Raw genomic sequence first — 26,378 nt, 5'->3', positions numbered from 1 at the left:
TGTCCCAACAGTGGTGGGGATCAGCCATAGCCGTGTGTTCTCTTGAGAGAGGAGGCATTTATGCAAGTAGCGGGTGAGGACACAGGAGAGTATTTCAAAATCGTCTGTCGATGCAATCCAACTGGAACACCAAAGGTCAGGTATGTTGGACAACGCTCGCACGGCGCCCCGGCAATCGAAGTCTATTGTTTCCGATGTGAGGAAACACAGGTTTACAAGTTGACCAGAGTCCAAGGTTGGGAAGGACTTCCGTATGACCCGGAGTAATTCATCCTTATTCGACCACATTCCACATATCGGCACTGAAACGTGTGTCTCCCCCGAGCAACCCTCGGGTTACGGGAGAATCATGCGTACGATGCCGTGGCGCTGCACCCGACATTCTTCCTCGCGTGGTAGGAGCAGGTTGTTGAATGAGCGATGACAGCTTAAACACACGCCCGACTTCCGGGTACTACAAGAGACGTCAAATTGTGTTGACTCCTGACCGGCAAGGAGGCGGAACCTGGGGTTGTACATTCACCGTGATTGAAGCGTTGAAGACCTCTTTTCGATCGTACAGCGGTTGCACCGAAGAAAGTTTCGCGACTCCGAGCGAGGCCAGGGCGGCGGCGCTCCAAATGGCCGTGAAGCGAATCGACAGCGCGTAACTCAAAACCATGTCAACACGAACCACTGCCATCCCCAGCAGCATGCGCCGCTCAAAATGCGACTTCTGGAGGCACACTGGACGCTAACTATTCTGAGAGAGGACGACGGTGAATCCCGTCCGACACGATATTCCGGAGAAGGTTCAGCTGATTACGGATTGCCTCGGGAAGCGGTTTTATGATGTGCGTCCGCATAGCTTGCAACGAGACCGGTTAGTTTTTCACGATGGTCAGCACTTCTTCCAGTTTGGATTCTTTCGCCCTGTCTTGGAGGATCTGCCTCTAAGACAACTACGAACGTTCATGGAAACCGAGGTTATTCCGATGATCGTTCGAAATCCGGGCATGCAGATAATTTTTGGAACTGATGGACTCAGCGTCCGAGATAGCGCGTTGGACTGACCTGCATTCTTGGCGTCAACCACCCCCGAGAAGGATCGGCAGCAGCGCTGACACGAGACTCTCTGTCCCCTGAGGGGAGTAGCGGGCGCACTTGAGATGGTACGACTGGGAGGAAGCGCATGGCAGGCAAGCATTGGGTCACCATCGGCCTCATCGTAGCGTTGGCAATGACAGCGCCGGTTGACTTGGCCCGCTCGACGGACAGCTTGAAGCGAGGTGTGGACTTTTCAGGATTTTCCGGCGGATCTGTTTTGAATTGGCTCGGATCGAAAGGCTTCGAGCCGAAACAAGACGCGAGAAACGTTCGAAGGGTCGTGTATTCCGCCTTGCCGAGCGCCATCGCGCTCGAGACGAAAACGCGCGCCTTCGGCCTGCTCCTGAACGAAATGGATGTCCGCGACTATTCGCGCGTGCGCATCGAATGGGGTGTCCACGCCTTTCCTTCCGGTGCCTCGTATGAGGAGGGGGCACGCGCCGAAGCGATTATGGTCTACATTTTCTTTGGCAAGGAGCGCCACTCAAGCGGGTCACTGTTCATTCCCGACAGCCCCTACTTCCTCGCTCTCTATCTCTGTGAAACCGAGGCGACGAACAAGCCGTTCAAGGGGCGCTACCATCATGCCATCGGTCGCTTCATCTGTGTCGAGCGGCCGCAATTGGGTGCGACCGTTGAGACAGACTTCCCGTTCGCCGACACGTTCCGGCGGGTGTTCGGCAGAGAAGCTCCGGACATTAGCGGTATCGCGCTCGCCATCGACACGGCCAACGCGAACGGTACCGGCGTCGCCAAGTCGTTCATCAGAAAGATCGAGTTCACCCAGTGAATCGGCGAGACTTCGCGGACATGGGCTATCCGGGTTGAACCATCGGCTCGCAACTAGCTACAGTTCAACTACAAGTACTTTCCCGCGCGGCGGCATACCATTACAGACCCTCTGTCCCGTCCGGATTGTCCTGCCCTCCTCGATCGGTTACGACCCATCTACGCCCCGTCGCTTGTAACCTTTCCGCCATTCGCTCCGTCTAATGAGTAGAACAAGTTGTTAAGCCAGGGGAGCGCGCATACCCGAACATCCAGCGGTATAGGGTTCTGCCCATAGACAGGGAGATCTCATGTTGCAAATACGACTATATCGGTGGGCAATGCCCCTGTGTGTGGCAAGCATAGGCCTGGCCGCCGTCTTGCTCGCTCCGAGCGAAGGCCGTTCGCATCCAGGCCCAGGAGGCGCGACGTTTTATGATGGAGGTCACCAGAAGGATTTCGCCGGCCGAACCTTCCGCGTGCTCCTATATAGCCAAAAGGATTTCAATCTTTCCGCGGAGCAAGTCGGAAAGATCGAATCCCTCGCCGCAGACTATGCCAAGACCCGCATTCGGAACCAGGCGGCGGTGGAACTGGCGGAAGTGGACGTGAGAAGCCTCATCAAGAATCCTCAATCGGAACTGCCGGCCATCGAGGGAGCGCTGCGGAAGTCCGAAGCGGCCACCACGGCCGAGCGGCTTGATCGGGTGAAGGCGATCCGGACGGCGCTCGCCGTGCTGACGCCGGAACAGCGCGAATCCTGGAATACGAAGATGCGAACTCCTCGCCATCACCGGGATAAACATCACGGACCGGCCTGTGGAAATGGGCTCAGCCGTCACGAGTCGGCCGTCAATCGGGATACGGCCGTGGGCGTACATTCATAGGAAACGGCAATCTCTCCCTGACAATGGGCCGATGGATACGATTGGAATGTGAAATCGATCGCTTCGATGGAATACCAATGATGCTGATCGTCCGAGCGCTATGCCTCCCAGCTCGGACCGAGTGCGGGGTGGAGGTCGCCCTCCTGTTTCCTCTACCCCGACCTCAGATCCAGTCATAAGCACGTATTCCTGATGGAAGGAGGTCATGATGAGTGGATACGGTAGGCGCGTATTAATCGTCGATGACGAAGAGGCGGTGCGGCGTCTCCTCCTCGAGCAACTGGAACCGTACCGTTTTGCGGTGGTGGCGGTCGCGGACGGACTGCGGGCCTGGAGGGAACTCCACCGGCGTCATTTTGACGCCGTGATCACCGACCTCCACATGCCGTACCTTGATGGCCTCGACCTCCTCCATCAATGTCATCTGGTGTGGCCTGAGCTATCCGTCCTTCTCATGTCCGGTAGTTTCGCAACTGATATTGATGAGCTGGCGATGACTCAGGGAGCCGCCGCGTGTCTGCCTAAGCCGGTCGAGAGAGAAAAACTGATCCATGCTCTCAACGAGGTCATCCCCGACAGACTAATTCCCCACCCCGATCAGACGGGTATCACTTCCCACCAATTGGAGATGGAACCACGATGAGTGGTGAGAGCTCTAGAAAGAACAGTCATGTCGGCATATTGAGGAGTAGGGGGCATTCCACAAGCGTGGGTTCAGCGGGCCGAATCGAGATTATCAAATGGCGTCTTAGTCCGGTATTCGGCAGAAAGGAGAGGCACCATGCGTATTCTAGGATTGGCGGCAATGCCGATATCGTTCAGCGCGTGCACGGCCACTCCCATGTTTCCCCCGGCAGTGATGAAGGATGTCGAAGCCAACACCTTTGAGGTCAAGGCCTGGGAGGAAGAGCCTATCACCCGTCCAGCCTCACCTTCGTCTCTCACAAGGTGGAGTTGGCCGGTGAGATCATACGAGTCATTCAGAAACCTGCTCGCCTGGTCATTCTGGTTGAAGAGAGGCCTGTCGAGGGGAATTCCCTAACGAGCCCAATGAGCGTTGAACAAGACAGCGCACCATGGTTTGCGGTCACCTTCACAGGGTCTGTGGAGCCGAGCATGTTGCAAACAGGCAATCGGCTCATTGTGATCGGCACGACCTATCGGCCTGGTCCGGAAATGTTCGGCGACGCTCCACGAGTACTGCCGCACCTGAGGGCGCAATGCCTTCATATTTGGAATACCGAGGGCGTCAAGAACAAGTATTTCTCTTCTGAGACAGGCGGTATAGAAGCCTATCCTCCGGCTGAACGGACTATCTGTCTTGGAGACGGTCGAGCCGGTTCTTCGCCTCGTCACAGTCAAGGTGCGGAGAACCAGAGCTTCGAAAGCTCGTGACAGGATCGGCGCAAAATCAGTTTGGAATTGGGCTCAGCCCTGCGTGACGGAGATCAGCAGAAATAGAGCCACAACAAGGTGTGGCGTACCGAAGACGACTGCCTCACCTGAGGTTCACTTTTGTTCATGAAAGAACGGTACAGACGAGGAGGAGGACTACCATGATTTCTGGGGGATTCACCGGTCGCCGTCCGTATCGCAGGTGCTGGCGTACTTGTAATCTCCTCTCGCTCAGTCTCTGTCTGTATCTCGGCCTGTCGAGCGTGCCGGGGCAGGCGGCGACGCCGACTACCCCTGAAGAACTCAACAACATACGTGTCTATAAACATATTGCGAGATCGACGGTTCTGATCACCTCCGCCTATGTGAGTCACCACCATGTGACGCAAGCCTCGTGGAAAGGGCTTGGATCAGGCGTCGTGCTCGACGATCAGGGTGTGATCCTCACGAGTGCCCATGTTGTCGATAGAACTGCGAAGATCACCCTCACCTTGCATGATGGGAAACGGCTTCCAGCGGAGCTGGTGGGAAGCGATCCGCTGACGGACGTGGCATTGCTCCGAGTGGCCATGCCAAAGGGGTCTGCGGTGGCTGCTCAACTAGGCGATTCCGACAAACTGGAAATCGGACAAAAAGTGCTGGCGATTGGGCATCCGTTCGGTCTGGGTACGCCTTTTCAACGGGGATCGTCAGTGGGTTTGGCAAGGTGATGGGAACCAAACAGGAAAACTTTCAGCAGGCCATTCAAACGACGGTTCCGATCAACCCCGGTAATAGCGGGGGGCCGCTCGTCGATTCTGATGGTCGCGTGATCGGCATCAAGGCAAACGTCATGCTGGAGGCTCAGAACATCAGTTTCGCAATTCCGATCAATACCGTCAAATCTCTTGTCGCCGACCTCCGCGCTCATGGCCGGGTCATCCGTCCGTGGCTCGGTGTGAAAGGGAAATTCGTCACCGATGAATTGCGAAACCTGTTCGCGTTGCCCCTGGTCGACGGATTGCTGGTGCTCGACATCGATGACGGGAGTCCGGCTGAAAAACTCGGCTTGCGGGCCGGCAAACTGGATGTGGTCATCGGAGGAGAGCCTTGGGTCTTAGGGGGCGACATCATCGTCGCCATCAACGACCAGACCCTGCATACGAGAGAGCAGTTCGTGAAGGTCTTCCACCAATTACAAGCCGCCCAGTCTGTGGAGCTCACGATTATGCGAGGGGGCGGGTCCTCCACGCGAACGGTGACATTAGGGGAGCGGCCCTCGCCACCCAGCCCGGCACCGCGTCCAAACCTTGATATGCCTCCGACGCTCTTTCAAGAGATGGGTGTTGTGCCATTCTGATGTATGGGTGAGACGCCGGCCACGCCGGAGGCCATGGCGAACCCGGTTTGACTTCTCGTCACCTTCTCACTAGGCTTTTGTGCTCTTGAATACAGTAGTTGGAGGAGCTTCATGCAACATTCCAATGCGCAGCTGCTCAGAAACCTGGCGAAAGAACTCCCCGCGCCACAAGAACTTGACGAACCGTCAACGAAGGCCCTTTGGAGTATTCTCATAGACATGGCCGACCGAATCGAAAAACTTGAAGCACGGTTGAGCTGATCGCGTCTCATGCGTCGATCCAACTCGTGCCAAACCTAGCGGTTCGGTCTTGGTTTGGGAGGTCCTTAGCCTGTGCGTCACGTGAGATGTTTTGCCGCCGATCCCTCTTGAGATATTCTTGGCAGCCGGTTCATGACCGGCACTCTCCTAAAGCCCGCTTGCAGATCGATTCTGCTCTCTCCTACAATCGGCTTCCCCGTCGAGGTGGCTATGGCGTATGTCCTCCGGCCCTACCGTCGCGTTCCTGCATTTTGTCCTGTGCGGTATGAAAATCGATTCTATAGTGCCCACGGAACGGTCACGAATCTCTCCTCTCGCGGGTGGAAAATCCATGGCGACGCGCGGCTACAAGCCGGGGAGGTGTGCTCCATGAAGGTCAGACTGTCGACCGGCAAGTGGGTGTCGGTGTCTGCCGGGATTGTGCGATGGGTGCGCGGAGAAGAGTGCGGTATCGAAACGCTGGTGATGGATGATGAGTCACAGGCGAGACTGAATGACTATATCCAAGAGCGGATGAAGGCATTATGAGCAGCGACCTGCCCAAACTTGAAACCAAGGCTCTAGAACTCCCTCGGGTATTTCTCTACCGCAAGCGAGTGGCGACCACCACATACTAACCGACTACTCGAACGGGATTACTCATTGAACGTCTTGCACTAGGGCATGCTGCCGATGGTGCATGCGGGCGTAGTAGTGTATTTATGCGCGCCTCAGTGGGGCGCGTCATGTCCTTCCAGACCGTTCTCATCGCTGAGCCCGATCCTCACACGTTAGATATCTTTCCGGAGAATGGGTAAATAGGATGCCGCGATGGGTGCGTCAGATCCTTCTCCCTCTCACGTTTCTGCTGCCGTATTCGGCAGTTCACGGCGCCGACCTCTCAACTCTTGTGGGCACCATCGGCGTTCAGTTTCAGTCGGTCCAAGCGGGAGGGAAACGGCAAGGCTGTTCTCTGGTTTTTAGCGTGGTCGGTCAGGACCAGGCCTATCGGCGCGGTGCCTTCGTTGCCTTGGTCGGAAACATTACCTTTTGGGCCAACCAGGACCAAACTGCCGCCGTCGTGTCATTCAAATTGGGAACGTCAATGGCGCCGCACGCAGATGCGGAAGCCGAGGCCCCATACTTCGCGTATCTTCAAACCCCTCATGGCACCACGGCGACCAGCAAGTTTCTTCAGTATGAGGCGCCGGACACCCCCGGCACACGCATCTTTGCCTATGCTTTAGACGACAAAGTCCTGAGCGTCCTCAAAGACATTGTGGACGGTGCCCAAGTCACGATTGGGTTTAACCGGACCAAGGATGGACTCGATGTGCTGGTTCCGCTTGATCTGAGTGTGGCGGAGACCACGCCTTCCGGAACAGGGTTCAGCCGAAGACACTCGAAGGAAATGGTATCGCAGTTTGCGTCTTGCAATGCCGAAGTGGCAAAACAGATTGCCCGTCAACCCAACAGGAAATAGCGGCTATGGCGCGTATCATGGCCGGTCATCGGGTTTAGCTTTTCCGGCGGTTTCGCTTTTGACGCCTGTGCGTTTTACGAAGCCTTCGCGGGGTTGAGTGGCGGTATGGTCGGTTATGGCAAGGTAAGACTAGGGCAGAGGAAAGCCCCAGGATATTAAGGTGGCGTCATCATACGCCGGGACTGGTCTACGGATCTTCCTTCTTAAGGCCTTTCGGTCTGCCTCAGTATGTTTCGGAGACGCCCACTCGAGGCGCCAACGTGGAGTAGGAGTGCTGGAAGAGGTATGGGTGTCCAGCCACGTCTCAACACGATCGGGCGGTGGCGCTCCAGAGACCCATCCTCTCGGAGTCAGATGCCATAGATAACCGACTGCTTCCGTCGACATAGAGGGCCCTATCTCCTTCCTGCCCGTATCGGTTGACAACTAATCACAATGAAGCCCGGCGTGGTTTCTGTGTGTATCCACGTCTCAACCAGAACCGCCGGTGTGGGCATCAGAGATCGGGGAGGATTTTTTGCGGGCCTATTGCCCCGAACCAGACCTCGCGGAGACTGATGCCATTCAACACAGAATGCTTCACTGGCCATGTTGAATGGTGATCGTTGGAGAAGCTGAGCCGAACAAGGTGCAATGCAGGCCTCCGACATATTCACACAGCGAAGATGTCATTAGCAAGACGAAGGAGTTCACGAAACTGACCGCATCGGTTCGGATGGCATGGCCTGAGCTGGAACGAATCGACCCTTCGGCAACCACCAGCGGGTGAAGAACGGATAATGATTCATTTCCTTTACTCAAGATGCCGTATGCCGGCTGGGCGGGGAATTGTCCCGGATTCAAATGCAGGTTATTTCTTTGTATGCCTCCTTTTTCAAGCTATACTTCCGAAATGGCTCCTCAAACGAACGCCGGCAAGCTTTCGACTCTCGAAACGGTTCTTCGTCTTCAAGGCTTGTTCCGCCACCGATTGCAGGCCCTTGAGGTCTCTCCCGTAGAGGCCGGAATGTTGCTCTATCTTGATCGGCACCCTCAGTGCAAATTGGTCGAGATCGCGTCGGCGCTATGCATTGAACACCCATCCATGGTCGAGACCATACAGCTCAGTCAGCGAAAAGGATGGCTACACAAAACACAGACCCACAAGAACAGGAGAACACTCCTGCTACGGCTGACCGTAAAAGGCAGAGCCCTGGCTCGGAAGATCAGACAGAACATAGAAGTGACGGACAGACTCTTTTCTCTTGTCCATAGCCGCAAAGCCGCTTAACCACCCCAGAATTTTGCACCGCTCAGACGCGATCCCGACAGACTGGATTGCACCAGCTCGGTTCCTCGCCCGCCGGTGGTATTCGTTACGCGCATGAAATGCAATTGGGATCGTTCCTCCGCCCGTTGTACCGGCGACCCAACGAGTGTCGACAGGGTCTCAGGCACATGTCAAAAACTTTGGGAATGATGATTTCTGCCACAGTATTCTTGTACGAACTGTAGCAGCAGGCCCCGGCGGGCCTGCACGAACGTGCGGCCTATTCATTTTGGCCGGATTTATCGTACGCAGCACCAGTTAAAGCCGTAGGCATCGTGCTTGCTCAGTCATGTAGGCTGGGGGGAGGTCGATGGGCGAAACGACTCTGTTCAATCAGATTTTGTTGCCGGTCGACTTTTCCCCCTGTTCGAACGAAGCGTTTCGGATCGGGTGCCGTCTTGCGCGCATGTCGGGCTCGGAGGTCCTCGTTCTGCATGTGATCGACACGAGCATAGTGGCGACCATCCAGCGTGTAGGGCTCTCCACAGTGCCGTCCGATGTTGCGAGTCAACGCCGGCGGCTTCGGCATCACGCACGCGTAAACCTACGCCGCCTCATGGAATCCGGCGAAGCCAAAGGCGCGAACTGCACCAGACTCATTCTGGAAGGAGCTCCGTTTGTAGAAATTGCTAAAGTGGCTCGCACCCAGCCCATCGATCTGATTGTCATGGGCACTTATGGGGTCCGCGCAGGCAGCGTCGACAAACTGTTTTTTGGGAGCACGGCGGAAAAAGTCGTGAGAACCGCAGGCTGTCCGGTCCTCACCGTCCCGCTCCCGGCACTACTCAACGTACTCCCACCAGAGAAAGAAACATCGCGATGAAGATGAATGGACGGTGGATACGCGGTGTGATGCTTGAAGGGGTGACGCATTGACGGAGCGGGTCAGAGGAGCACTCACCGTCCTGCTGAGCGCACACCGTCCGGAGCCAGGCCGCCGAGCACATATCCTCAGTGTCTTGTCGGCGGTTCAAGAGGCCTTCGGATATGTGCCGACTGAGGCCGTACCGTTGATTGCCGGCACACTTGCAGTCACGGAAGCCGACGTGACAGGCGTACTGTCATATTATCCCGATCTTCATACCGTCCCTCGAGGCCGACACGTTGTTCGTGTGTGCCTCGGAGAAGCGTGTGTGGCGAATCGATCGACGGCTCTGCTCGAGTCACTGTGCCATGAAGTTGGTGCCGGTCTAGGACAGACCACTTCTGATGGACGCCTCACGATTGAACGGGTCTACTGCCTTGGCAATTGCGCAGTGGGGCCAACCGTGATGGTGGACGAGCAAATCTATGGCCGAGTTGGTCCGGAAGAACTGCACACAATTCTCGAGAGCCATCCGTAGGAGAACTCGCACCTGTCCGAAGCTATGACCACGACGCTGTATCTCTCCAACGATACCTCGGCGCGAGCAGCCGGCGCTGATCGGCTTGCACATGCCTGGGCGGGAGAACGCGACCTGCAGATGGTCCGGACGTCGAGTCGCGGCGCTTTTTTCCTGGAGCCGCTCGTAGAGTGCGATAGCCCGGCTGGCCGTCTGCTCTGGCCGCGGGCGACGCTGAGCGATCTGCCACGCATCCGGGCGGGCATCGGGGGTGTGCAACTGGCGGACGTGCCGTTCCTGGCACAGCAGCAGCGGTTCGTCTTCAGTCGCTTCGGTCAAACCGAGCCGCTCTCGCTGACGCAGTACCGTGCGCATGGCGGCTGGCAGGCCGCCGATCGTGTCGCAGGCTGGTCGTCGGAAAGGATTATCCAGGAAATGAAAGCTTCCGGCCTGCGTGGACGGGGCGGCGCTGCGTTCCCGGTCTGGAATAAATGGGACATCGCGCAGCGGACCGCCTCCGATCAGAAGTACGTCGTCGCCAACGCGGACGAGGGCGATGCCGGGACCTATTGTGATCGCATGATCATGGAAGGAGAGCCGTTCCGGCTCATCGAAGGCATGCTGATCTGCGCCAAGGCCATCGGGGCAGATTGCGGCTATATCTACTGCCGCTGGGAATATCCGGCTGCCGCCGAGACTATGCGCGCCGCCATCACTGAGGCTGAGCGGGCAGGGGTGCTGACGGTCGAGGGACGACCATTTCGCTTGGAAGTATTTCGCGGAGCCGGTTCTTACGTGTGCGGTGAAGAAACGGCGCTGCTTTCTTCGCTCGAGGGTGGCCGCGGCATGGTGAAGGTCCGCCCGCCGTATCCCGCGGTGGCAGGTCTCTATGGGAAGCCGACCATCGTCAGCAATGTGCTGACGTTCGCGACGGTCACTGAAATTGTTTCCCGGGGGGCTGCCTGGCACTTGGCTCTGGGTACGGAACGATCAAAGGGAACGGTGGCTCTGCAACTCGGAGGCCGTATCCGGCAGCCTGGCCTGATTGAAATTCCGTTCGGCGCGACACTCCGCGAGGTGCTGGAGCGGTTCGGCGGCGGCATGGCGGACGGAGGCCGCTTCAAAGCCGTGCAGGTCGGCGGCCCACTAGGAAGCTTGTTTCCTGAATCCCAACTCGACATTCCCCTGTGCTTTGATGCCTTCAACGATGCCGGAGCGGTGTTGGGACATGGAGGCATCGTCGTCTTTGACGATCAGACTGACATGGTGGAGCTCGCACGGCACTATATGACGTTTACCGCTGAGGAATCGTGCGGGACATGCATTCCATGCCGTATCGGATCCGTCCGGAGCCGGGAACTGTTGGAACGCATCGAACGGGGCCAGGGAACACCGGTGGATCTGGAATTGCTGGCGGATCTCGGCGAGACCATGAAAGCGACCAGCCTGTGCGCGCATGGCGCGCGCGGCCCCTATCCCGTCCTCACCGCGATTGAACATTTCGGACCGGAGTTCCGAAGCAGGCTGCGCAACATTGACCCATGACACCGATGGCACACATCACCATCAACGGGAAACGGGTCATTGCTGAACAGGGCGATACCGTCTATCAAACCGCCATTCGAGCCGGCATTGCGATTCCCAGTCTGTGTGCGTCGGCGCATCTCGCTCCGTACGGATCCTGCCGGCTGTGCCTTGCGGAAATCGAGGGCATGAAGGGCGTCCATGCGACATGTTCCATGCCGGTCCGTGATGGGATGGTCGTTGCGACGGAAAGCTCTCAGTTGACTCGGTATCGGCGGAATGTGATCGAGCTCTATTTATCCGAGCGTCCAACCACTGAGTCTCTCGGCGAGCTGACCCGCTTGGCGGATCTCTATGGTGTGACCGACGTTCGATATCCGGTCGGCGCACAACGCGATCAAATCCGCGACGAGTCCAACCCCTTCTTTACATTCGACAACGTCAAATGTATTTCATGCGCACGGTGCGTGCGGGCCTGCGATGAGATTCAGCCTGCTCGTGCTGTCTCCATGATTCGAAGCGGATTCGCGGTGAGGCCGGGATGGGGCGGGGCTATCGGCACCGGCCGGCACAGCCGGATTGCCGACTCGAATTGCGTCTCCTGCGGCGCCTGCGTCAAAGAATGTCCAACGGGGGCTCTATCTGAAAAAACCGTGCTCGAGCACGGCCCTGCCACTCGTCAAGTCCGCACGACATGTGCGTATTGCGGAGTCGGATGTACCTTTCACGCCGGTGTTCGAGACGGCCGTATCGTTGCCATGGTGCCGGCCGACGATGGCCCGACCAATCATGGCCATGCCTGCCTGAAGGGCCGGTTCGGGTGGACGTACAACGATGCCGACGATCGAATTCGGACACCGCTGCTCCGCGAAGGCGATGGTTGGAAAGCCGTCGGGTGGGAGCAGGCGCTGGATCTCGTAGCCCGTTCGTTCAGCCGGATCAGAGAGACAGCCGGTCCGGACGCCGTCGCTGCAATTTCCTCAAGCCGCGGGACCAATGAAGAAAATTATCTGTTCGGCAAATTTATACGCTGCGTCATGGGCACGAACCATATCGACAACTGTGCCCGCGTCTGCCACAGCGCGACCGTGACCGGCATGATGGAGACGCTTGGCGCCTCCGCTGCCACCAATTCCATTCGCGATCTGGACGACGCCAAGCTGATTCTCGTTGTCGGTGCAAATCCGACCGAGTCGCATCCGGTCCTTGGCGCCAAACTGCTTCAGCTAGCCCGACGAGGCGTGCCGTTCATAGTCATCGATCCGCGGCGGACCGAGATCGCTGGGGTAGCCACGATTCATCTGCAATTGCGGCCCGGCACCAACGTGGCGCTCCTCAATGGTCTCGGGCACGTAATCGCCGAGGAAGGCTTACTCGATCAGAGTTTCATCGCCGGGCGTACCGAGGGGGTTGAGGACTGGCTCGCGACGGTAAAAGCCTATCCGCCGGAGACCGTCGAGCGGCTGACCGGTGTGCCTGCCCATGACATTCGCCGTGCGGCCAGGATGTATGCTCAAAGCGGGGCGGCGCTTGCCCTTCATGGTCTGGGGATGACGGAGCATCGCTGGGGCAGTCACGGCGTCATGGCGTTGTGCGATCTTGCCCTCGCAACGGGCAACATCGCGAGGCCCGGCACCGGCATCAACCCCCTGAGAGGACAAAACAATGTACAAGGGGCTTCGGACTCCGGCTGCCTGCCGACGCACTTCGTCGCGTATCAATCCTTGAGCGATCCCGTGGTGGCGGCGCGGCACGAGTCCATCACGGGAAAGCCTTTGCCGAGCAAACGAGGTATGAAGATTCCGGACATGTGGGAGGCGGCGCTCGATGGACGGCTGAAGGCGCTGTGGATTGTAGGCTATGACGTGGCGCAGACCGATCCGAATCTCAAAAAAGTGAGAGAGGCTCTGTCGCGGATCGAGTTTCTCGTGGTGCAGGATCTCTTCATGAGCGAGACCGCGAAATTTGCGCATCTTGTGCTCCCCGGCGCGTCATTCCTGGAAAAAGATGGAACCTTTACCAACTTGGAGCGGCGCATTCAGCGCATCAGAAAGGTGGTGGACCCACCTCACGGCATTCTTCCGGACTGGCAAGTAGTCTGCGAAGTTTCCCGCCGAATGGGATACCCGATGCATTATGGACATCCTTCCGAGATCATGAAGGAAATAGCGGCGTTGAGTCCGATATTGGCCGGTGTGACGTACGAACGATTGGATCAGCCGGACGGTTTACAGTGGCCGGTGCTCGACAACGAACATCCGGGGACAACGCTCATGCATGCAGACGGTTTTCCCAGAGGCAAAGGTCGTTTTGTCGGCGTGGATTATCTCCCGCCGGGTGAACAGCCCAACGAGGACTATCCGTTCGTGCTGATCACCGGGCGTATTTTGGAGCATTACAATTGCGGCGCACAGACGAGGAGAACCCCTCTCATCGACTTAGTAGACCGTGACGTGCTTGAAATGCATCCCGACGATTGTGCTCGCCTGGGGTTGGATGGAGATCAGATGGTACGCCTTGTGAGTCCCCGAAGCGCGGCCGTTCTGCCGGTTCGGCCCAGCACGCGCATGCGGCCGGGCGAATTATTCACCAGCTTTCATTTCCCCGGCTCGGATGTGAACAGCCTGCTTTCGTCCAGCGCAGATGAAAGCTCCAAATGTCCTGAATACAAGGTCTCCGTAGTGCGCGTTGAACCGGTGGACGGAAAGACGCCTGACGCAGGCAGGTAGGTAGGTTCGGCAGAGGCATACGCCCGGATCATCTGCGGGCATGTATTATCGTGAATGCTTCTGTCCGTCTGCGATTCGGCGGAGCATCTCTTCGGCGCTTGAACACTATTCTCAGATGAAGACGGTCTCCAGAACCGAGCAGTCTCTGATTCAGTTTCGCGTATGGCTACTTGGCGAGAGTCCGTACATACACGAGCACATCGCGCGCGTCCTGCTGAGACAGGCGAATGTTCCATGAAGGCATGGTTGCTTTTCCTTCATGTATGGAGGTGAGAAGAGCCGCATCCGACTTGTTTTGTGTCGCCGGCGATGTAAGGTTGGCCGGATCGGCGCCGAGGAGTTTGTACCCGTCCCCTTTTCCCTCGGAACCATGACACCCGGCGCAATGCTTAAGGTAGACCTGTTTCCCCTTTGCCATCCGATCCGATGCGGATCGAGAGGTCGCTTTTCCATGCGGAGGCATAGAAAGTATGCCCGCTGCCGTCAGTGTGAGAAGGATCACTGAACTGACCAGTCTCATCACAGCATTCACAATCCTGATACGACCGAACCGCAGTGTTCTCTCCTAAAAACCGATCATGGCTTCGAATCTGTCGCCGGCACCCGGATGTCGCGGCGGCACAGTATCAGGGGTGATGGAAGATGTCGAGCGCAATGTTGTCAGTGAACCGTTACCGGTGTGCGGCCCCCGTGATGGAAAAGTAAGACTCTAGCGACGGTCTGCGGAGATGGAATGAGAGCGGAAGCAAGCGTCGGCATGACCCATGACTATCGAAGAGAATGGTGACAAAAGCCCAATCCTGTCGCAAAAGGCTACAGCGATATGCCTTCGACGATTAGATTATTCGGATAATAACCGGGCCAATCAATAAAAGAGACATGGCACTGGGCTTGCTTCGATCCTGGCCATGGAGCCTCTCTCCTTGTTCGGACGGAGAATGCCCGGATCGAGGAAGGTTCATGGCAACTGTGAGAGATTCTCCCTTCGGAAACGTGCGGCAAAAGTCGCAGTGCAGCCGTGACCAAGACTTGGAGTGTTAAGCCATCAGTCAAGACCGGGTTTACGTTCGGTTTGACCTCCGGCGTTATTACCACCATCGGACTCATGGTGGGGCTGGACTCGAGCACTCATTCGAAAGCGGTTGTACTCGGCGGGATTCTCACCATCGCCATTGCTGATTCTCTGTCGGATGCGATGGGCATCCATCTCTCGGAGGAATCGAAGAACACCGGTTCGACTGTACACGTCTGGGAATCGACAATCGCGACATTCGTCGCAAAATTTGTCATCGCGTTGAGCTTCATCGTGCCGGTGCTCGCCGCTCCTCTTCCGATCGCAATTCTCGCAAGCATCCTCTGGGGCCTTTTCCTCATTGCCGTCCTTAGTTTTTTCCTGGCGCGAACCCAAGGAATCGCACCCTGGACGGTGATGGCGGAACATGTATTCATCATGCTGTGCGTGGTAATGCTCTCGTATTATGTCGGAATTTGGATAGAAGGGTGGAAGGAGTAGAACGGTGACGGGCTCGGCCCTCTCGTTGCGGAGCCCGTTTGACCCAAGCCGTCTAAAGCCATGCTAGTCGGCCACCCGTATCACTACTTTTCCCATGGGACCCTGCGCGAGTCTCGAGAATCCCATCATGACGGCTTCGAATGGGATCACGCTGTCTACCTGTGGATGGCGTCCGATCGCCTTCAGCCGACCGACAATGTGTTCCCACGCTGCCTGTGCGGCCTGGCTTGTGTAGTCTCCAACCGCGACGCCGCCGATGCAAATGCGCCGGAATAATAAGGTCGCTGGATTGAACTCCGGAACTACGCCTCCGCTCCGGCCCACGATGCTGATTCGGCCACGATGGCCGAGAAGCGCGATGACGTGAGAGAGCAGCTTGCCGCCGACGCAGTCGATAGCCAGGTCCACTCTCTTGGGATGGATCGCCGCTGAGACGGATTTCACAAGGTTGTGGGCCGCAGGATCGAATACGAAGTCCGCTCCCAGCGCGTTCAATTTGGCTCTCTTCTCCGCATCGCGCGATAGACCTACGACGACCAGACCCATCGATTTTCCGAGCATCACCGATGCCACGCCGACTCCACCCGACGCGCCGGTCATGAGGAGAACCGATCCCCCTGGTGGCGGAGCCGGAGGATCATTCCACTGAGTCAAGGCCTGCCAGGCGGTTAAGAAGACGAGCGGGGCGCCGGCCATTTCTTCGAGGGACCAACCGGCGGGGATACGGACGAGACTGTCCGCAGGAACCACGACTTTCTCAGCCAGGGTTCCCGGGATTTCCACTCCCGCTTCACAGCGCAGAATCCCGACTGTGTCACCCCTGCGAATGTTGTTCACACGCGATCCCACGCTCTCGACGTTGCCCACGCCGTCGCGCCCGAGAATATGAGGCAGAACGGGCTTGGCCGGATACAGCCCTTGTGCCAGAAAGGCATCCGCCGGATTGAGCGCGGCATACCGCACGTTGAGCCGGACCTCTGCCGCCCCGGGCTGAGGATCGGGCACCTCGCCGAGACGCAACTGGTCAACTCCGTTATAGGAATCCATCAACCAGGCACGCATGCGTTGATCTTTGCTCTGATGTATTTTGTGATGGGTGAATGTGTCCGAACGCTCTCCTCGAACGTCCCCTTGGAATCACACCACCTTACGCATATGCTCTTCATCGGGCTTCAAGGCCCTCTCCCGCCTCACGTAGTCTTGAAGAGCACGCTGTATGATTCCATCGGTCAGTGAAGCATATCGACCGCTCAGGGCCTTGCTCCCGATGGATGCCACCCCTGCGTCCCGATTACGAATCAATCCTTGAGTGTTATGAGCGATCCGGTCCGTCGCTTCTCGAACATATCCCTCCACGAGTTCCCAAACGTCCGAATGCGCGGCGATCCGTTCCTGTGTGTCGGCGTATAGCGCCGTGGCTGCGATCACCAGAAGATCTTCGCCGATCATTTCGATCCGGTTTTGCCGGCCCTGATCGTCTTGAAGCGTCTTCCGATGAAGCAGCATGGCATAAAAGATCGTCCGCGCCAGTCGACGGCTCGCACGCTCCACGAATAGCAGCTTGGAGCGGACATTGGAGCGCTGGAATTCCGGGCGTGGCGGTAGTCGGCGACTTCTCCATTGGCTCATGTACCAAGGAGCGTAGAATTGGAGGAGTCGGCGCAACTCGATGAATTGACGAATGCCCGTCGTTCGTTCGTCGAAGAGATGCCCGGCTCTTTCGAGATGCATGTTGAGACCCTCGCGGGCGACGAATGGTCGCAGGATATCCGTGGCCCCTTCTCCGATTCGGTACATCTCCGCATCGCGGACCAGCTGCTCGATGCCGAACGCAGGCTCTCCACGGACCCACTTGGAATGGGCTGTTTCGTATCCCATCCCGCCGAAGATGACTTGGGCGTCTTTTAAGAACTGAATCGTTCTCTCGGAGCAGAACAGCTTGGCCAGAGCCGCTTCGATCCGGACGTCAAACGTGTGCTGATCCGCCATTCGCCACGCCGTGAACGCGAGGGCCTCCATCGCGAAGAGGTTCGCGGCCATGCGGCCCAGCCTGATGCGTTGCGTCTGCCTGGTGCCTAAAGGCTTCTGGAAGGTGAGGCGCTGGTTCGCCCGATCGAGCGTAGGTTGCCAAGCTTGTTTGGCCATGCCCAAGCAAATGGCCGGGATGCTGACCGCGCGGCCCACGTTGAGGATGGTCAGCGCGTACTTGAGCCCTCGGCCGACCTCACCGATGACATTCCCCGCCGGGACGTGAACATCCGTGAACGTCATGTGAGCATTCTCGATGCCCCGGCATCCCTCGAACTGGCAGTGCTGTCGAATATGGACACCGGGTGTGTGCATATCGAGGATGAAGGCGGTGTGCACGTGATCATCTGCTTCTTTGCCGGCGGGAACCGGTTCCCAGCTCGTTTGCCCATTCTGCGCTTTCCGTTTGGCCGGTACCCGTGCGATCAACGTCACGTAGCGCGCGATGGGGCCGTTCGTGCACCATAGCTTTTCCCCGTTCACGACAAACGCCGTTCCGCTGGAATCCAGGACGGCCTCCGTCGCAATGTTTGCGGCGTCAGACCCGGTAATCGGTTCCGTGAGAGCGAAAGCCGATATTGCCTCCCGCGCCACAAGCGGAAGGTACGTGCGGCGCTGCTCCTCGTTGCCGAACATGAGGATCGGCATCGCGATACCGATCGATTGCGGCACGGCGACTGTGAGAGCCAGCGCGTTGCTCCAGCTCGCCATGAGCATGAGCGCGCGGCCATAGTTCGTGTACGAGAAACCGAGCCCGCCGTACTGCCGGGGGATCTTCATGCCGAAGGCGCCGAGCGCGAAAAGTCCCTTCAGGACGGAGTCGGGGATTCTCGCGGTCCGTTCGATTTCATCGGGATCGACATTCGTCTTGAGAAAAGTTTCCAGGCGTGGGCGGAATGCTTCCCAGGAAGCCTTGTCTTCCGGCGACTCGTCCGGCATGAGGAGGAGCGAAAAGTCGGGCCTTCCCGCAAATAGCCCCACCATAAAACTCCGGCCTGCCAATCGCTCTCTGGCTTCTTCGATCCGTTCGAACCCTTTGAACAGAGCGGCCATGATATTTCCTTAGACGGTCATCGGTTCCAGGGTCTCGTCATCTCCAGTGCATGATGATTGACGGATCGAGCGCACGGCTCGGAAGGGAATTTCATGCAACCGACCTCGTGAATCGCTCCAATTCCTTCTTGAAAGCCCGGGGTTCGCAAAATTCGAACACATATCGGGTCATGTCGAAGAGCGGAGCCGGATCGAGGTCCCGCAACAACTCCGGCTTCCACGTGATTTCCAGTTGGTTGATCATCGTAATCGGTATGGTGGGCGCCACCATGCCGAGCTGGACTTGCCCGTAGGATCGGGAGAAGATCAGAATCTCTCTGTCAAAGATGGCGGTATTGAGATCGCGCGCAGCCCCTTGTTGCCTGTAGTCTTCCTCGAAACGTTGAAAGGCGGCCGCCCGTTCCAGCTCTTCACGAAACGCAAAGAAGATCTTGATGCCGGCCCGATATTGGTCATCCATGACCTGGATGGCATCCGTGACGACCGATTCTTGTCGCATCTGTTCGCGCGTCAGGACTATGAGGCGGCGAATCGTAACCCCCCGCTTGACCGCCGCTTGGTTGGCCAACAGGTAGCTTGGGTACAAGGCCTCTCCCTTTTTCCAGATGTTCCATCGCTCCATGATGGCGTCCATGGATTGTTCCGCGGTTTGGACGAGCCGAACGGCTTCCGCATTTGCTTCGGCGCCTTCGTAGAGCAACGTCTGTGTTTCAAGCTGGCGGAGTTCTTGGCCGATGGCTGCTACTTTGCGTGGAATGTATTTCGGGCTCTTCGGAACGTGGAGCATGACACCGACGGCGGTCTGGGCCAAAGTCCAGTACTCTTTGGCCTGTTTCGGGGCTTTGTCTTTTTGAGCGATCAGGAGGAGTTCAACCGGATTTTTGTTCAGGAGCTTGGCGATCTTGATGCACAATTCCGGCTTGGGGACTTTGAGCCCTCGGCGCATCAGGTTGGCTTCCGGCTGAGCGATTCCCAGTTTCTCCGCCAAGGCGTAATCGCTGCTCAATCCGTACCGTCCCTTGACCAATTCGAAGTATTCCGCGATTTCCGTCATGCTGACCTCATCATAGGATGACCTCATATTTAGGGGTGGTCTGCGGGGAGTGACGCACTCCACCGGCGGTTCCACCGCAAAGAGTTGTATCTTGACTCCAATCTCCCATCACATGTCCATCATCGGTACTGCTCAGTGACCGTCATTCGCACGTCGCTCTGTGCCGACTGTCGGATGTTGCCGGATCGCCGCTCATCGAGTCCCAGCCAAAATCCTTCCAGATAGTTCAACACTGCCTGCACGCCCTCTTGAAAGTCTTGTTCCTGCTGAACCGCGAGAGTCGCCGATCCTGGTTCACCATCCATGACTTGAACGGCCTCTTTCATGGCTTCTTCATGACTCTGCTCCAACTGCCGGTGAAAGGTGAAATAGGTCAGGTCCATGTGCGGGTGGCGAGCGGCTTTCAGGTGCATGAGACCCGGGATCAGATGATCCCACATCGTGATGGCCATGTTTTCAAGACCGAATGAGGCGCCCAAGGCTTTTGCGTGATTGCCATCACTGTATAGCCTCTCCATCCCTTCGATATAGGCACGAGTTGAAGGCAGCATGGAGCGGGTCATCGCGTCGTGAATACCGATCCCCAGAGACCGCAAAAAGTCACGATACAGCAGCTCGTGGCGACGCCGAGTCTCTCCGTCACCCAATTCAGAGTACAGCACTTTCGTCAGCTCGTCGGCGATTTGTTCATCTTCGGTATTCACGAGCTGAGCGACGAGAACTTGCGGGAAAAATCTGGCGAAGTTGTAGAACTCCACCGCAAATTCTTTGAGTTCGCCGTCGGTGAGGTCTCCGGAGCGAAAGCGATCGAGGTAGGAGTTGTTGATGGCTCCATGTTGGAGCACGAGTTGCCTCATTTCTTGGTAGAAAGTCATAGGCACCTCCGAGGTTCCTGGCGAGGCCTGTTTCGGCATCCATGATGATATATATTCTATATCATTACAGCAATAGTGTGCAATTATGGACTTCTATAACAATTAGTAGTAGCACGAAGACTTGTAATTAAATATAGTCATATAAAGCGTCTTGCCATAGCATAAGAAAAATAGTAATATTCGATTATGCAATATAATAATACTATAAACTAGAGGTCCTTGATGGCGATCCGGAGGCACCATGAAACAGAGCACGGGTTTTGATCACGTCACTCTCTGCGTCGACGATCTGGCAACCGCAGAATTCATTTTTGCCAAGATTCTCGGGTTCGAGGTGATCTGGTCCGCAAGAGACGTGGGAAGCGACACGTCGTCCATGGATACCGTCGTCGTCCAGCGCGGAAACGCCAAGATTGCCCTGATGCAAGGCAGAGACAAGATCGGGAAGTCTCAAATCAATGAATTCATAGAACGGTACGGACAGGGCGTCCAGCACGTGGCCCTCGAGGTCGACGATATCGAAACGGTGTGCCGGGAGTGGGAGGCGCATGGCGTGCGGTTCAGTGGGCCGGTGAAAGAGGGGAGGGACGGCTTCGGACCGCTCAAACAGCGCTTCACCTATCCCCTGTTTTTAAACAGCGGCCTGTTTATCGAGTTGACGCAGCGGCAGCACGGAGAAGGAACGTCGAGGACATTTGTCCGGAGCACGGTGGAATCGCTGTACAAGGATATCGAGCGTGAGCAAGCCTCCGGCGTGACACGGACGATCGTCGATTACGACTCACCTTCCATGCCCAGGAGCGAGCAAAAGAAGCGAATGAAAAAGGCATCGTGACGGCGTGATCCGATGTTCGTCGGGAGTCGGTCATGTACCTCAAAAAGAGAGGAAAAGTCCCCAACCAAGCTCATGTCGGGATTCCCGAGGGGCTTTACGAAGAAGAACATGGGCGAAACGGGTTTGTAGGCGCCGTTTCCCACCTCTATCGCCGGCATCCGCCGACTGCATGGACCGCGATCGAAGGAACATTGAAGCCACGGGCCTTTGACTGCTCGCAGTTCCCTGAAACCGCATTGGCGGTCCCCACGCAGTCAGCGCTGATGCTGCACAGCCCGGATGCCAATCTCTACCTGTCCTGTCCACATGAAACGACGCCCTATTTCGTCCGCAATGCGGATGGAGACGAAGTTCATTTCGTGCATAAGGGTCTTGGAAGATTTGAGACTGACTATGGGTTTCTGGCTTATGAGCCGGGCGATTACGTCTTGATTCCCAAAGGTACGACCTATCGAATTCATGTCGACGCAGGCCCTTCCGTTTTTCTCACTATTGAAACACCTCTTCCTTTGACGGTGCCGGATCGGGGGGCGCTCGGACAGCACGCGCTTTTCGATAAAGGCGTGCTTGTCGCTCCGGACTTGGAAACGGTGGAGCCGGTAGAGACGGTCGGTCGAGCATGGGAAGTGCGGATCAAGCGTCAAGGCGTCTGGACGCGAGTTGTCTATCCTTTCTATCCCATGGATGTGGTCGGGTGGAAAGGAGACCTATGGGCGGCGAAACTGAATGTGCGGGATTTCAGGCCGGTCGTCAGTCCCCGCTATCATTTGCCGCCAAGCGTCCATCAGACGTTTCAAGCCGGCGGGTGTCTGATCTCCACGTTTGCTCCAAGACCGCTGGAAACCGATCCGGAGGCGTTGCGTGTGCCTTTTTACCATCGAAATACGGACTACGACGAAGTGCTCTTCTATCATGATGGAGAGTTCTTCAGCCGCGCCGGTATCCGATCGGGGATGCTCACCTTGCACCCCCAGGGAATCCACCACGGCCCACAACCGCAGGCGGTCCAAGGCAGCCGAACGAAGACGTACACAACCGAGGTGGCGGTGATGGTGGAGTCTAAGACTCCCTTCACGGTTCAGCCGGAGATGGAAGCTGTGGAGATCAAGGATTACGCATTGAGTTGGAGTCGCCCATGAAACTCGTCAGTTTCCAAGTGAAAACTCCTGTCGGACCCTTCACAAGAGTCGGAGCCATACATCTCCAGTGGGTCATAGACTTGAACATGGCCTACGCCCGGTGGTTGGCGGATCAACAGGAAGCGCAACCGCGTCGCATCGCCGATGCGCAGGTTCCGCCCACCATGTTGGAGTTCCTCGAAGGAGGAGAATCCACAATGGCCGCGGCACGCCGCGCGAAAGACTATGTCACCGCGCTACCCACATCAGTCGCAGGGCCATTCGGTGAGACGATTTTGTATAAAGGAGCAGAGGTTCAAGTCGTCGCTCCTCTCCCCAATCCATCTTCGCTCCGGGACTTTATCGCGTTTGAAGATCATATCGCTGCGACCTCGAAGAAGCGGGGACAGCCGATTCCTCCTGAATGGTACAAGGCGCCTGTCTACTACAAGGGGAACCACCGCACCATCATCGGGCCGGACGAGGATCTTTCATGGCCGCTGCACACGACGAAGTTGGATTACGAGCTGGAGCTCGCCTGCGTGATCGGGCGCCGGGGTAGCGACATACCCGAACGGCTGGCCGGAGACTATATCGCGGGATACACGATCATGAATGACTTCAGCGCGCGCGACATCCAATTCCAAGAAATGGCCTGTCGACTGGGGCCGGCGAAGGGCAAGGACTTCGCGACCGCACTGGGTCCCTGTCTCGTGACTCCCGATGAGATCGCGGATCTCGGCGCGTTGACGATGATCGCGAGGGTGAACGGAGAAGAGTGGTCGCGAGGACGATTCGGGACCATCCATTGGTCCTTCCCTCAAATGATCGCGCATGTGTCGAGAGGTGAAATGATCTATCCGGGAGATATCTTCGGTTCGGGAACGGTGGGCGGCGGATGCGGGCTGGAGATAGACCGCTATTTGAAGCCGGGCGACGTGGTGGAGCTGGAGACCCAGCCGATCGGCGTTCTTAGAACCCGTGTGGTGACTGAAGCACAAGGGGGTGAAGATGCTTATCGGCATGGTTGAGCAGGTCCTCTCGGAGGTGATGGAACGACATCGTGCGCTCTATGACGGGCCGACGATGGACGCAAAGCTGAGAGCTATTATCCGCCCCGGTTCGCACACTGATCTGACTACGGAAGACATCCTGCATGTACTGCGTATGTCCCGATCCGTCTTTTTCGATACCCATGTGGAGGTCGTATCGGGGCATCACACCGCCACGTATTTACGGTTCGATTCGATCGCGCGTTATCCTGAACTCATCCGAACGTTGGCCGGAGACATGGCCGGCTGGATCAGGCAGACGTTTCAAGACCGTCCCATAACCGGAGTCGTGGCAACGAGCTCAGCCGCGGAGCAACTTGCCCGAGCTATCGCGTCCGAGCTTCGAGACACGATGCAAGTGCGCATCGGATTGACGCCGTATAGCTGTGAGACAGGACGAATCGGCACGGACATTACCGCCGGCGCCATTACGGCCGGTGAGCGTTTCCTGGCGCTCAACGATGTCACGACACGCGGCAATTGCGTGAGTAAACTCGGGACAGTCATCACGGACAATGGGGGTCTGTTGGCAGGAATGATGGTCTTCGCCCGCCGTGACAGCGGTCAGTTTCCGCTGATGGATGAACTCGTCGCACGGCATCCATTTTATTACACGACGGATCTCGACATGCCTCAATGGGAGCCACAACATTGTCCTCTATGCAGAGACAACAAACCGTTGCTCTCATGGAGGGACATGCCGGCTCTGTAAGCCTGTGGCTTGGAGGTGGTCATGGACTGTGCAGTCATCGCCAGAGAGATCAAGCGAGACGATCTACTCCAGATGTACTACTACCTGAGGCTTACCAGAGCGCTGGAGGACAGGATTACCGCGCTCTACCGACAGGGACGCATTGTCGGCGGAGTCTATACGAGTCACGGAATGGAGGCGATCGCGGTCGGGTATGCCTCCGCGTTGGAACGCGACGATATCATCGCTCCCTTTCACCGGGACATGGGCGCCTTCCTCATTCGAGGCTTCACGCCGGGCGAAGTTCTCGCCCAGTACCTTGGAAAGAAGACCGGTCCGACCAAAGGAAAAGACGGGAACGTGCACATGGGCGACCTGAAGCGGGGAGTCTTCGGGTTCGTCAGCCATCTCGCGGACAATCTACCCGTGGCGGCCGGTGCGGCGCTGGCATTCAAGATCAGAGGAGAATCCCGCGTCGTCTTTGCGGGAACCGGTGACGGTGGATCAAGCAGAGGCGATTTTCACGAAGCCATGAACTTCGCGGCGGTACGAAAGCTCCCCGTCGTGTTCTTCTGTAACAACAACCAATACGCGTATTCCACCCCGCTTCGTCTGCAGATGGCGGTTGCGAACGTCGTCGATCGGGCTCAGGCGTACGGCATGCCGGGCGAGATCGTGGACGGCAACGATCTCGCCGCGGTCTATGTGGCGGCGAAACAGGCGATCGCGAGAGCCCGCGCCGGGGAAGGACCGACCTTTCTGGAGTTCAAAACCATGCGGATGCACGGCCATTCCGAGCATGATCCAGCCAAATATGTCCCGCGCGAGTTGCTGGAGGAGTGGAAGATGAAAGATCCGATCCTGAAAGCGGAGAAGCTGCTCCAATCGCTTGGGTATGGCGGGGAGAGGTATTTTCAGGAAGTCGTCGACCGTGTGAAGCGGGAAGTCGAAGCCGGTGTGGAATTCGCTCAACAGAGCCCGCTGCCCGAAGGACCGGACGTATTGCTAGGCGTGTTCGCGGACAGCGCCGACAGTCATTGACTGCCGGCCAGGAAGGAGCCTCCGATGATGACGACCACGACGCAAGCTGCCGGAGAAGTGAGTTACTTGGAAGCGATCTCACAAGCCTTGGACGAAGAAATGGCCCGGGATGAGCGGGTATTTCTGATGGGTGAAGATATCGGGGCCTACGGAGGCGCGTTCAAAATCACCGAAGGCTTTCTCGAAAAATACGGAGAATGGCGGGTGTTAGATACGCCGTTGTGCGAATCCGGTTTTGTCGGCGCCGCCATTGGGGCGGCGATGATGGGGCTGCGTCCGGTCGTGGAGATGCAGTTCGCCGACTTTATTTCATGCGCGTTCGACCAGATCACTGAGGTGGCGGCGAAGAATCACTATCGGTGGGGAGCCGCGGTGCCCATGGTTATTCGGGCTCCGTTCGGCGGCGGCGTTCACGGCGGGCCGTTCCATTCTGAATGTCCGGAAGGCTGGTTCTTCCACTCCCCGGGACTCAAGTTGGTCGCCCCGTCCACACCGTACGACGCGAAGGGGCTCCTCAAGGCGGCGATTCGCGACCCCAACCCGGTGATCTACTTCGAGCATAAATTCCTGTACCGGCGCATCAAGTCTTCGCTCCCGGAGGAGGATTATGTCGTCCCGCTGGGAAAGGCCGATATCAAGCGGACCGGCAACGACATCTCGGTGATTACCTACGGCGCGATGGTCCATCTCGCGCTCGAGGCCGCTCAGACCTTGGCTCATGAAGGAATCGATCTGGAAGTGGTCGACTTGCGCACGCTGATTCCCCTCGATAAGGAAACCATTTATTCGTCGGTGAGCAAGACCAGCAAAGCCATTGTTCTACATGAGGACAACAAGACCGGCGGCGTCGGGGCCGAAATCTCGGCGCTGTTGGCGGAGGACTGTTTCGACTGTTTGGATGGGCCGATTGTTCGTATTGCGCCGCCGGACACGCCGGTGCCGTTCAGCACGCCGCTGGAGGAATTTTTCCTTCCGAAGACGAGCGACATCGTTGCCGCGGCACGGAGACTGGGGGCGTATTGAGGCACGCCATCGG

The 26,378-nt window shown here is 57.3% G+C and carries 27 protein-coding genes; 22 read left to right on the top strand and 5 right to left on the bottom strand.

Annotated features, from left to right (window positions below; all coding sequences use genetic code 11):
- The first annotated feature begins 413 nt into the window (after positions 1–413).
- From H8K04_14930 to fdhF, 15 genes are all read left to right on the top strand, one after another.
- A complete protein-coding gene (locus tag H8K04_14930; protein UVT15103.1) occupies positions 414–650 on the top strand; it encodes a hypothetical protein in 237 nt (78 codons plus the stop codon).
- 521 nt (positions 651–1,171) lie between these two features.
- Positions 1,172–1,876, top strand: coding sequence for a DUF3047 domain-containing protein (locus H8K04_14925; protein ID UVT15102.1), 705 nt, complete (start codon positions 1,172–1,174; stop codon positions 1,874–1,876).
- Positions 1,877–2,165: 289 nt separating this feature from the next.
- Positions 2,166–2,741, top strand: coding sequence for a hypothetical protein (locus H8K04_14920; GenBank protein ID UVT15101.1), 576 nt, complete (start codon positions 2,166–2,168; stop codon positions 2,739–2,741).
- Between the two features lie 205 nt (positions 2,742–2,946).
- A complete protein-coding gene (locus H8K04_14915; protein ID UVT15100.1) occupies positions 2,947–3,384 on the top strand; it encodes a response regulator in 438 nt (145 codons plus the stop codon).
- Between the two features lie 311 nt (positions 3,385–3,695).
- Positions 3,696–4,136: a Slp family lipoprotein gene (locus H8K04_14910; protein UVT15099.1), complete on the top strand. Its 441-nt coding sequence runs from the start codon at positions 3,696–3,698 to the stop codon at positions 4,134–4,136.
- A gap of 161 nt (positions 4,137–4,297) precedes the next feature.
- Entirely contained in the window at positions 4,298–4,846 is a 549-nt protein-coding gene (locus H8K04_14905) for a trypsin-like peptidase domain-containing protein (protein UVT15098.1), read from the top strand.
- Entirely contained in the window at positions 4,846–5,475 is a 630-nt protein-coding gene (locus H8K04_14900; protein UVT15097.1) for a PDZ domain-containing protein, read from the top strand. Before H8K04_14905 ends, H8K04_14900 begins: the two co-directional genes overlap by 1 nt.
- Positions 5,476–5,586: 111 nt before the next feature.
- The gene (locus H8K04_14895) at positions 5,587–5,736 is read left to right on the top strand and encodes a hypothetical protein (GenBank protein UVT15096.1); all 150 of its coding nucleotides are present in this window, start codon (positions 5,587–5,589) and stop codon (positions 5,734–5,736) included.
- A 210-nt stretch (positions 5,737–5,946) separates the two neighbouring features.
- Positions 5,947–6,264 carry a PilZ domain-containing protein gene (locus H8K04_14890; protein ID UVT15095.1) on the top strand — a complete coding sequence of 106 codons (318 nt, stop codon included), beginning with the start codon at positions 5,947–5,949 and terminating at the stop codon, positions 6,262–6,264.
- A 274-nt stretch (positions 6,265–6,538) separates the two neighbouring features.
- Entirely contained in the window at positions 6,539–7,198 is a 660-nt protein-coding gene (locus tag H8K04_14885; GenBank protein ID UVT15094.1) for a hypothetical protein, read from the top strand.
- Between the two features lie 862 nt (positions 7,199–8,060).
- Complete coding sequence (locus tag H8K04_14880; protein UVT15093.1) at positions 8,061–8,468, top strand: MarR family transcriptional regulator; 408 nt, start codon at positions 8,061–8,063, stop codon at positions 8,466–8,468.
- Positions 8,469–8,817: 349 nt separating this feature from the next.
- Positions 8,818–9,330 (top strand): universal stress protein, encoded by a 513-nt coding sequence (locus H8K04_14875; protein UVT15092.1) that lies wholly within the window; start codon positions 8,818–8,820, stop codon positions 9,328–9,330.
- A gap of 49 nt (positions 9,331–9,379) precedes the next feature.
- Positions 9,380–9,850: an NAD(P)H-dependent oxidoreductase subunit E gene (locus H8K04_14870; protein ID UVT15091.1), complete on the top strand. Its 471-nt coding sequence runs from the start codon at positions 9,380–9,382 to the stop codon at positions 9,848–9,850.
- A gap of 24 nt (positions 9,851–9,874) precedes the next feature.
- Positions 9,875–11,374, top strand: a complete 1,500-nt coding sequence (locus tag H8K04_14865) for an SLBB domain-containing protein (protein UVT15090.1) — start codon at positions 9,875–9,877, stop codon at positions 11,372–11,374.
- The gene (gene fdhF, locus H8K04_14860; GenBank protein ID UVT15089.1) at positions 11,371–14,082 is read left to right on the top strand and encodes a formate dehydrogenase subunit alpha; all 2,712 of its coding nucleotides are present in this window, start codon (positions 11,371–11,373) and stop codon (positions 14,080–14,082) included. The genes H8K04_14865 and fdhF overlap by 4 nt, the downstream gene beginning before the upstream one ends.
- A 166-nt stretch (positions 14,083–14,248) precedes the next feature.
- Here fdhF and H8K04_14855 read toward each other — a convergent pair whose 3' ends face one another.
- Entirely contained in the window at positions 14,249–14,602 is a 354-nt protein-coding gene (locus tag H8K04_14855) for a cytochrome c (GenBank protein UVT15088.1), read from the bottom strand.
- A gap of 498 nt (positions 14,603–15,100) precedes the next feature.
- On the opposite strand from H8K04_14855, the gene H8K04_14850 reads away from it, so the two are divergent.
- The gene (locus tag H8K04_14850; protein ID UVT15087.1) at positions 15,101–15,595 is read left to right on the top strand and encodes a hypothetical protein; all 495 of its coding nucleotides are present in this window, start codon (positions 15,101–15,103) and stop codon (positions 15,593–15,595) included.
- A 63-nt stretch (positions 15,596–15,658) separates the two neighbouring features.
- On the opposite strand, the gene H8K04_14845 is transcribed toward H8K04_14850, so the two are convergent.
- The 4 genes from H8K04_14845 to H8K04_14830 form a co-directional block, all read right to left on the bottom strand.
- Entirely contained in the window at positions 15,659–16,657 is a 999-nt protein-coding gene (locus tag H8K04_14845; protein ID UVT15086.1) for a zinc-binding alcohol dehydrogenase family protein, read from the bottom strand.
- A gap of 75 nt (positions 16,658–16,732) precedes the next feature.
- Positions 16,733–18,676: an acyl-CoA dehydrogenase family protein gene (locus tag H8K04_14840; protein UVT15085.1), complete on the bottom strand. Its 1,944-nt coding sequence runs from the start codon at positions 18,674–18,676 to the stop codon at positions 16,733–16,735.
- Between the two features lie 91 nt (positions 18,677–18,767).
- Positions 18,768–19,730 carry a helix-turn-helix transcriptional regulator gene (locus H8K04_14835; GenBank protein ID UVT15084.1) on the bottom strand — a complete coding sequence of 321 codons (963 nt, stop codon included), beginning with the start codon at positions 19,728–19,730 and terminating at the stop codon, positions 18,768–18,770.
- Between the two features lie 119 nt (positions 19,731–19,849).
- Positions 19,850–20,605, bottom strand: a complete 756-nt coding sequence (locus H8K04_14830) for an iron-containing redox enzyme family protein (GenBank protein ID UVT15083.1) — start codon at positions 20,603–20,605, stop codon at positions 19,850–19,852.
- Between the two features lie 241 nt (positions 20,606–20,846).
- Between H8K04_14830 and H8K04_14825 the strand changes: the two genes are divergently transcribed.
- From H8K04_14825 to H8K04_14800, 6 genes are read left to right on the top strand one after another with little or no spacing between them, the layout of a single operon-like run.
- Positions 20,847–21,440, top strand: coding sequence for a VOC family protein (locus tag H8K04_14825; protein ID UVT15082.1), 594 nt, complete (start codon positions 20,847–20,849; stop codon positions 21,438–21,440).
- A gap of 32 nt (positions 21,441–21,472) precedes the next feature.
- Positions 21,473–22,579 carry a homogentisate 1,2-dioxygenase gene (locus H8K04_14820; GenBank protein ID UVT15081.1) on the top strand — a complete coding sequence of 369 codons (1,107 nt, stop codon included), beginning with the start codon at positions 21,473–21,475 and terminating at the stop codon, positions 22,577–22,579.
- The gene (locus H8K04_14815; GenBank protein ID UVT15080.1) at positions 22,576–23,589 is read left to right on the top strand and encodes a fumarylacetoacetate hydrolase family protein; all 1,014 of its coding nucleotides are present in this window, start codon (positions 22,576–22,578) and stop codon (positions 23,587–23,589) included. The genes H8K04_14820 and H8K04_14815 overlap by 4 nt, the downstream gene beginning before the upstream one ends.
- Positions 23,570–24,322 (top strand): hypothetical protein, encoded by a 753-nt coding sequence (locus H8K04_14810; GenBank protein ID UVT15079.1) that lies wholly within the window; start codon positions 23,570–23,572, stop codon positions 24,320–24,322. Before H8K04_14815 ends, H8K04_14810 begins: the two co-directional genes overlap by 20 nt.
- A 21-nt stretch (positions 24,323–24,343) precedes the next feature.
- On the top strand, positions 24,344–25,342 hold the full coding sequence (locus H8K04_14805) for a thiamine pyrophosphate-dependent dehydrogenase E1 component subunit alpha (protein ID UVT15078.1): 999 nt from the start codon (positions 24,344–24,346) through the stop codon (positions 25,340–25,342).
- Between the two features lie 27 nt (positions 25,343–25,369).
- Entirely contained in the window at positions 25,370–26,365 is a 996-nt protein-coding gene (locus H8K04_14800; GenBank protein ID UVT18003.1) for an alpha-ketoacid dehydrogenase subunit beta, read from the top strand.
- The last annotated feature ends 13 nt before the right edge of the window (positions 26,366–26,378 follow it).

The organism is Nitrospira sp. (assembly GCA_024760525.1).
In the GTDB taxonomy this organism is placed as follows: domain Bacteria; phylum Nitrospirota; class Nitrospiria; order Nitrospirales; family Nitrospiraceae; genus Nitrospira_D.
The sequence above is the reverse complement of the archived record's forward strand: the minus strand, read 5'-3'. Positions and strand labels throughout refer to the sequence as shown.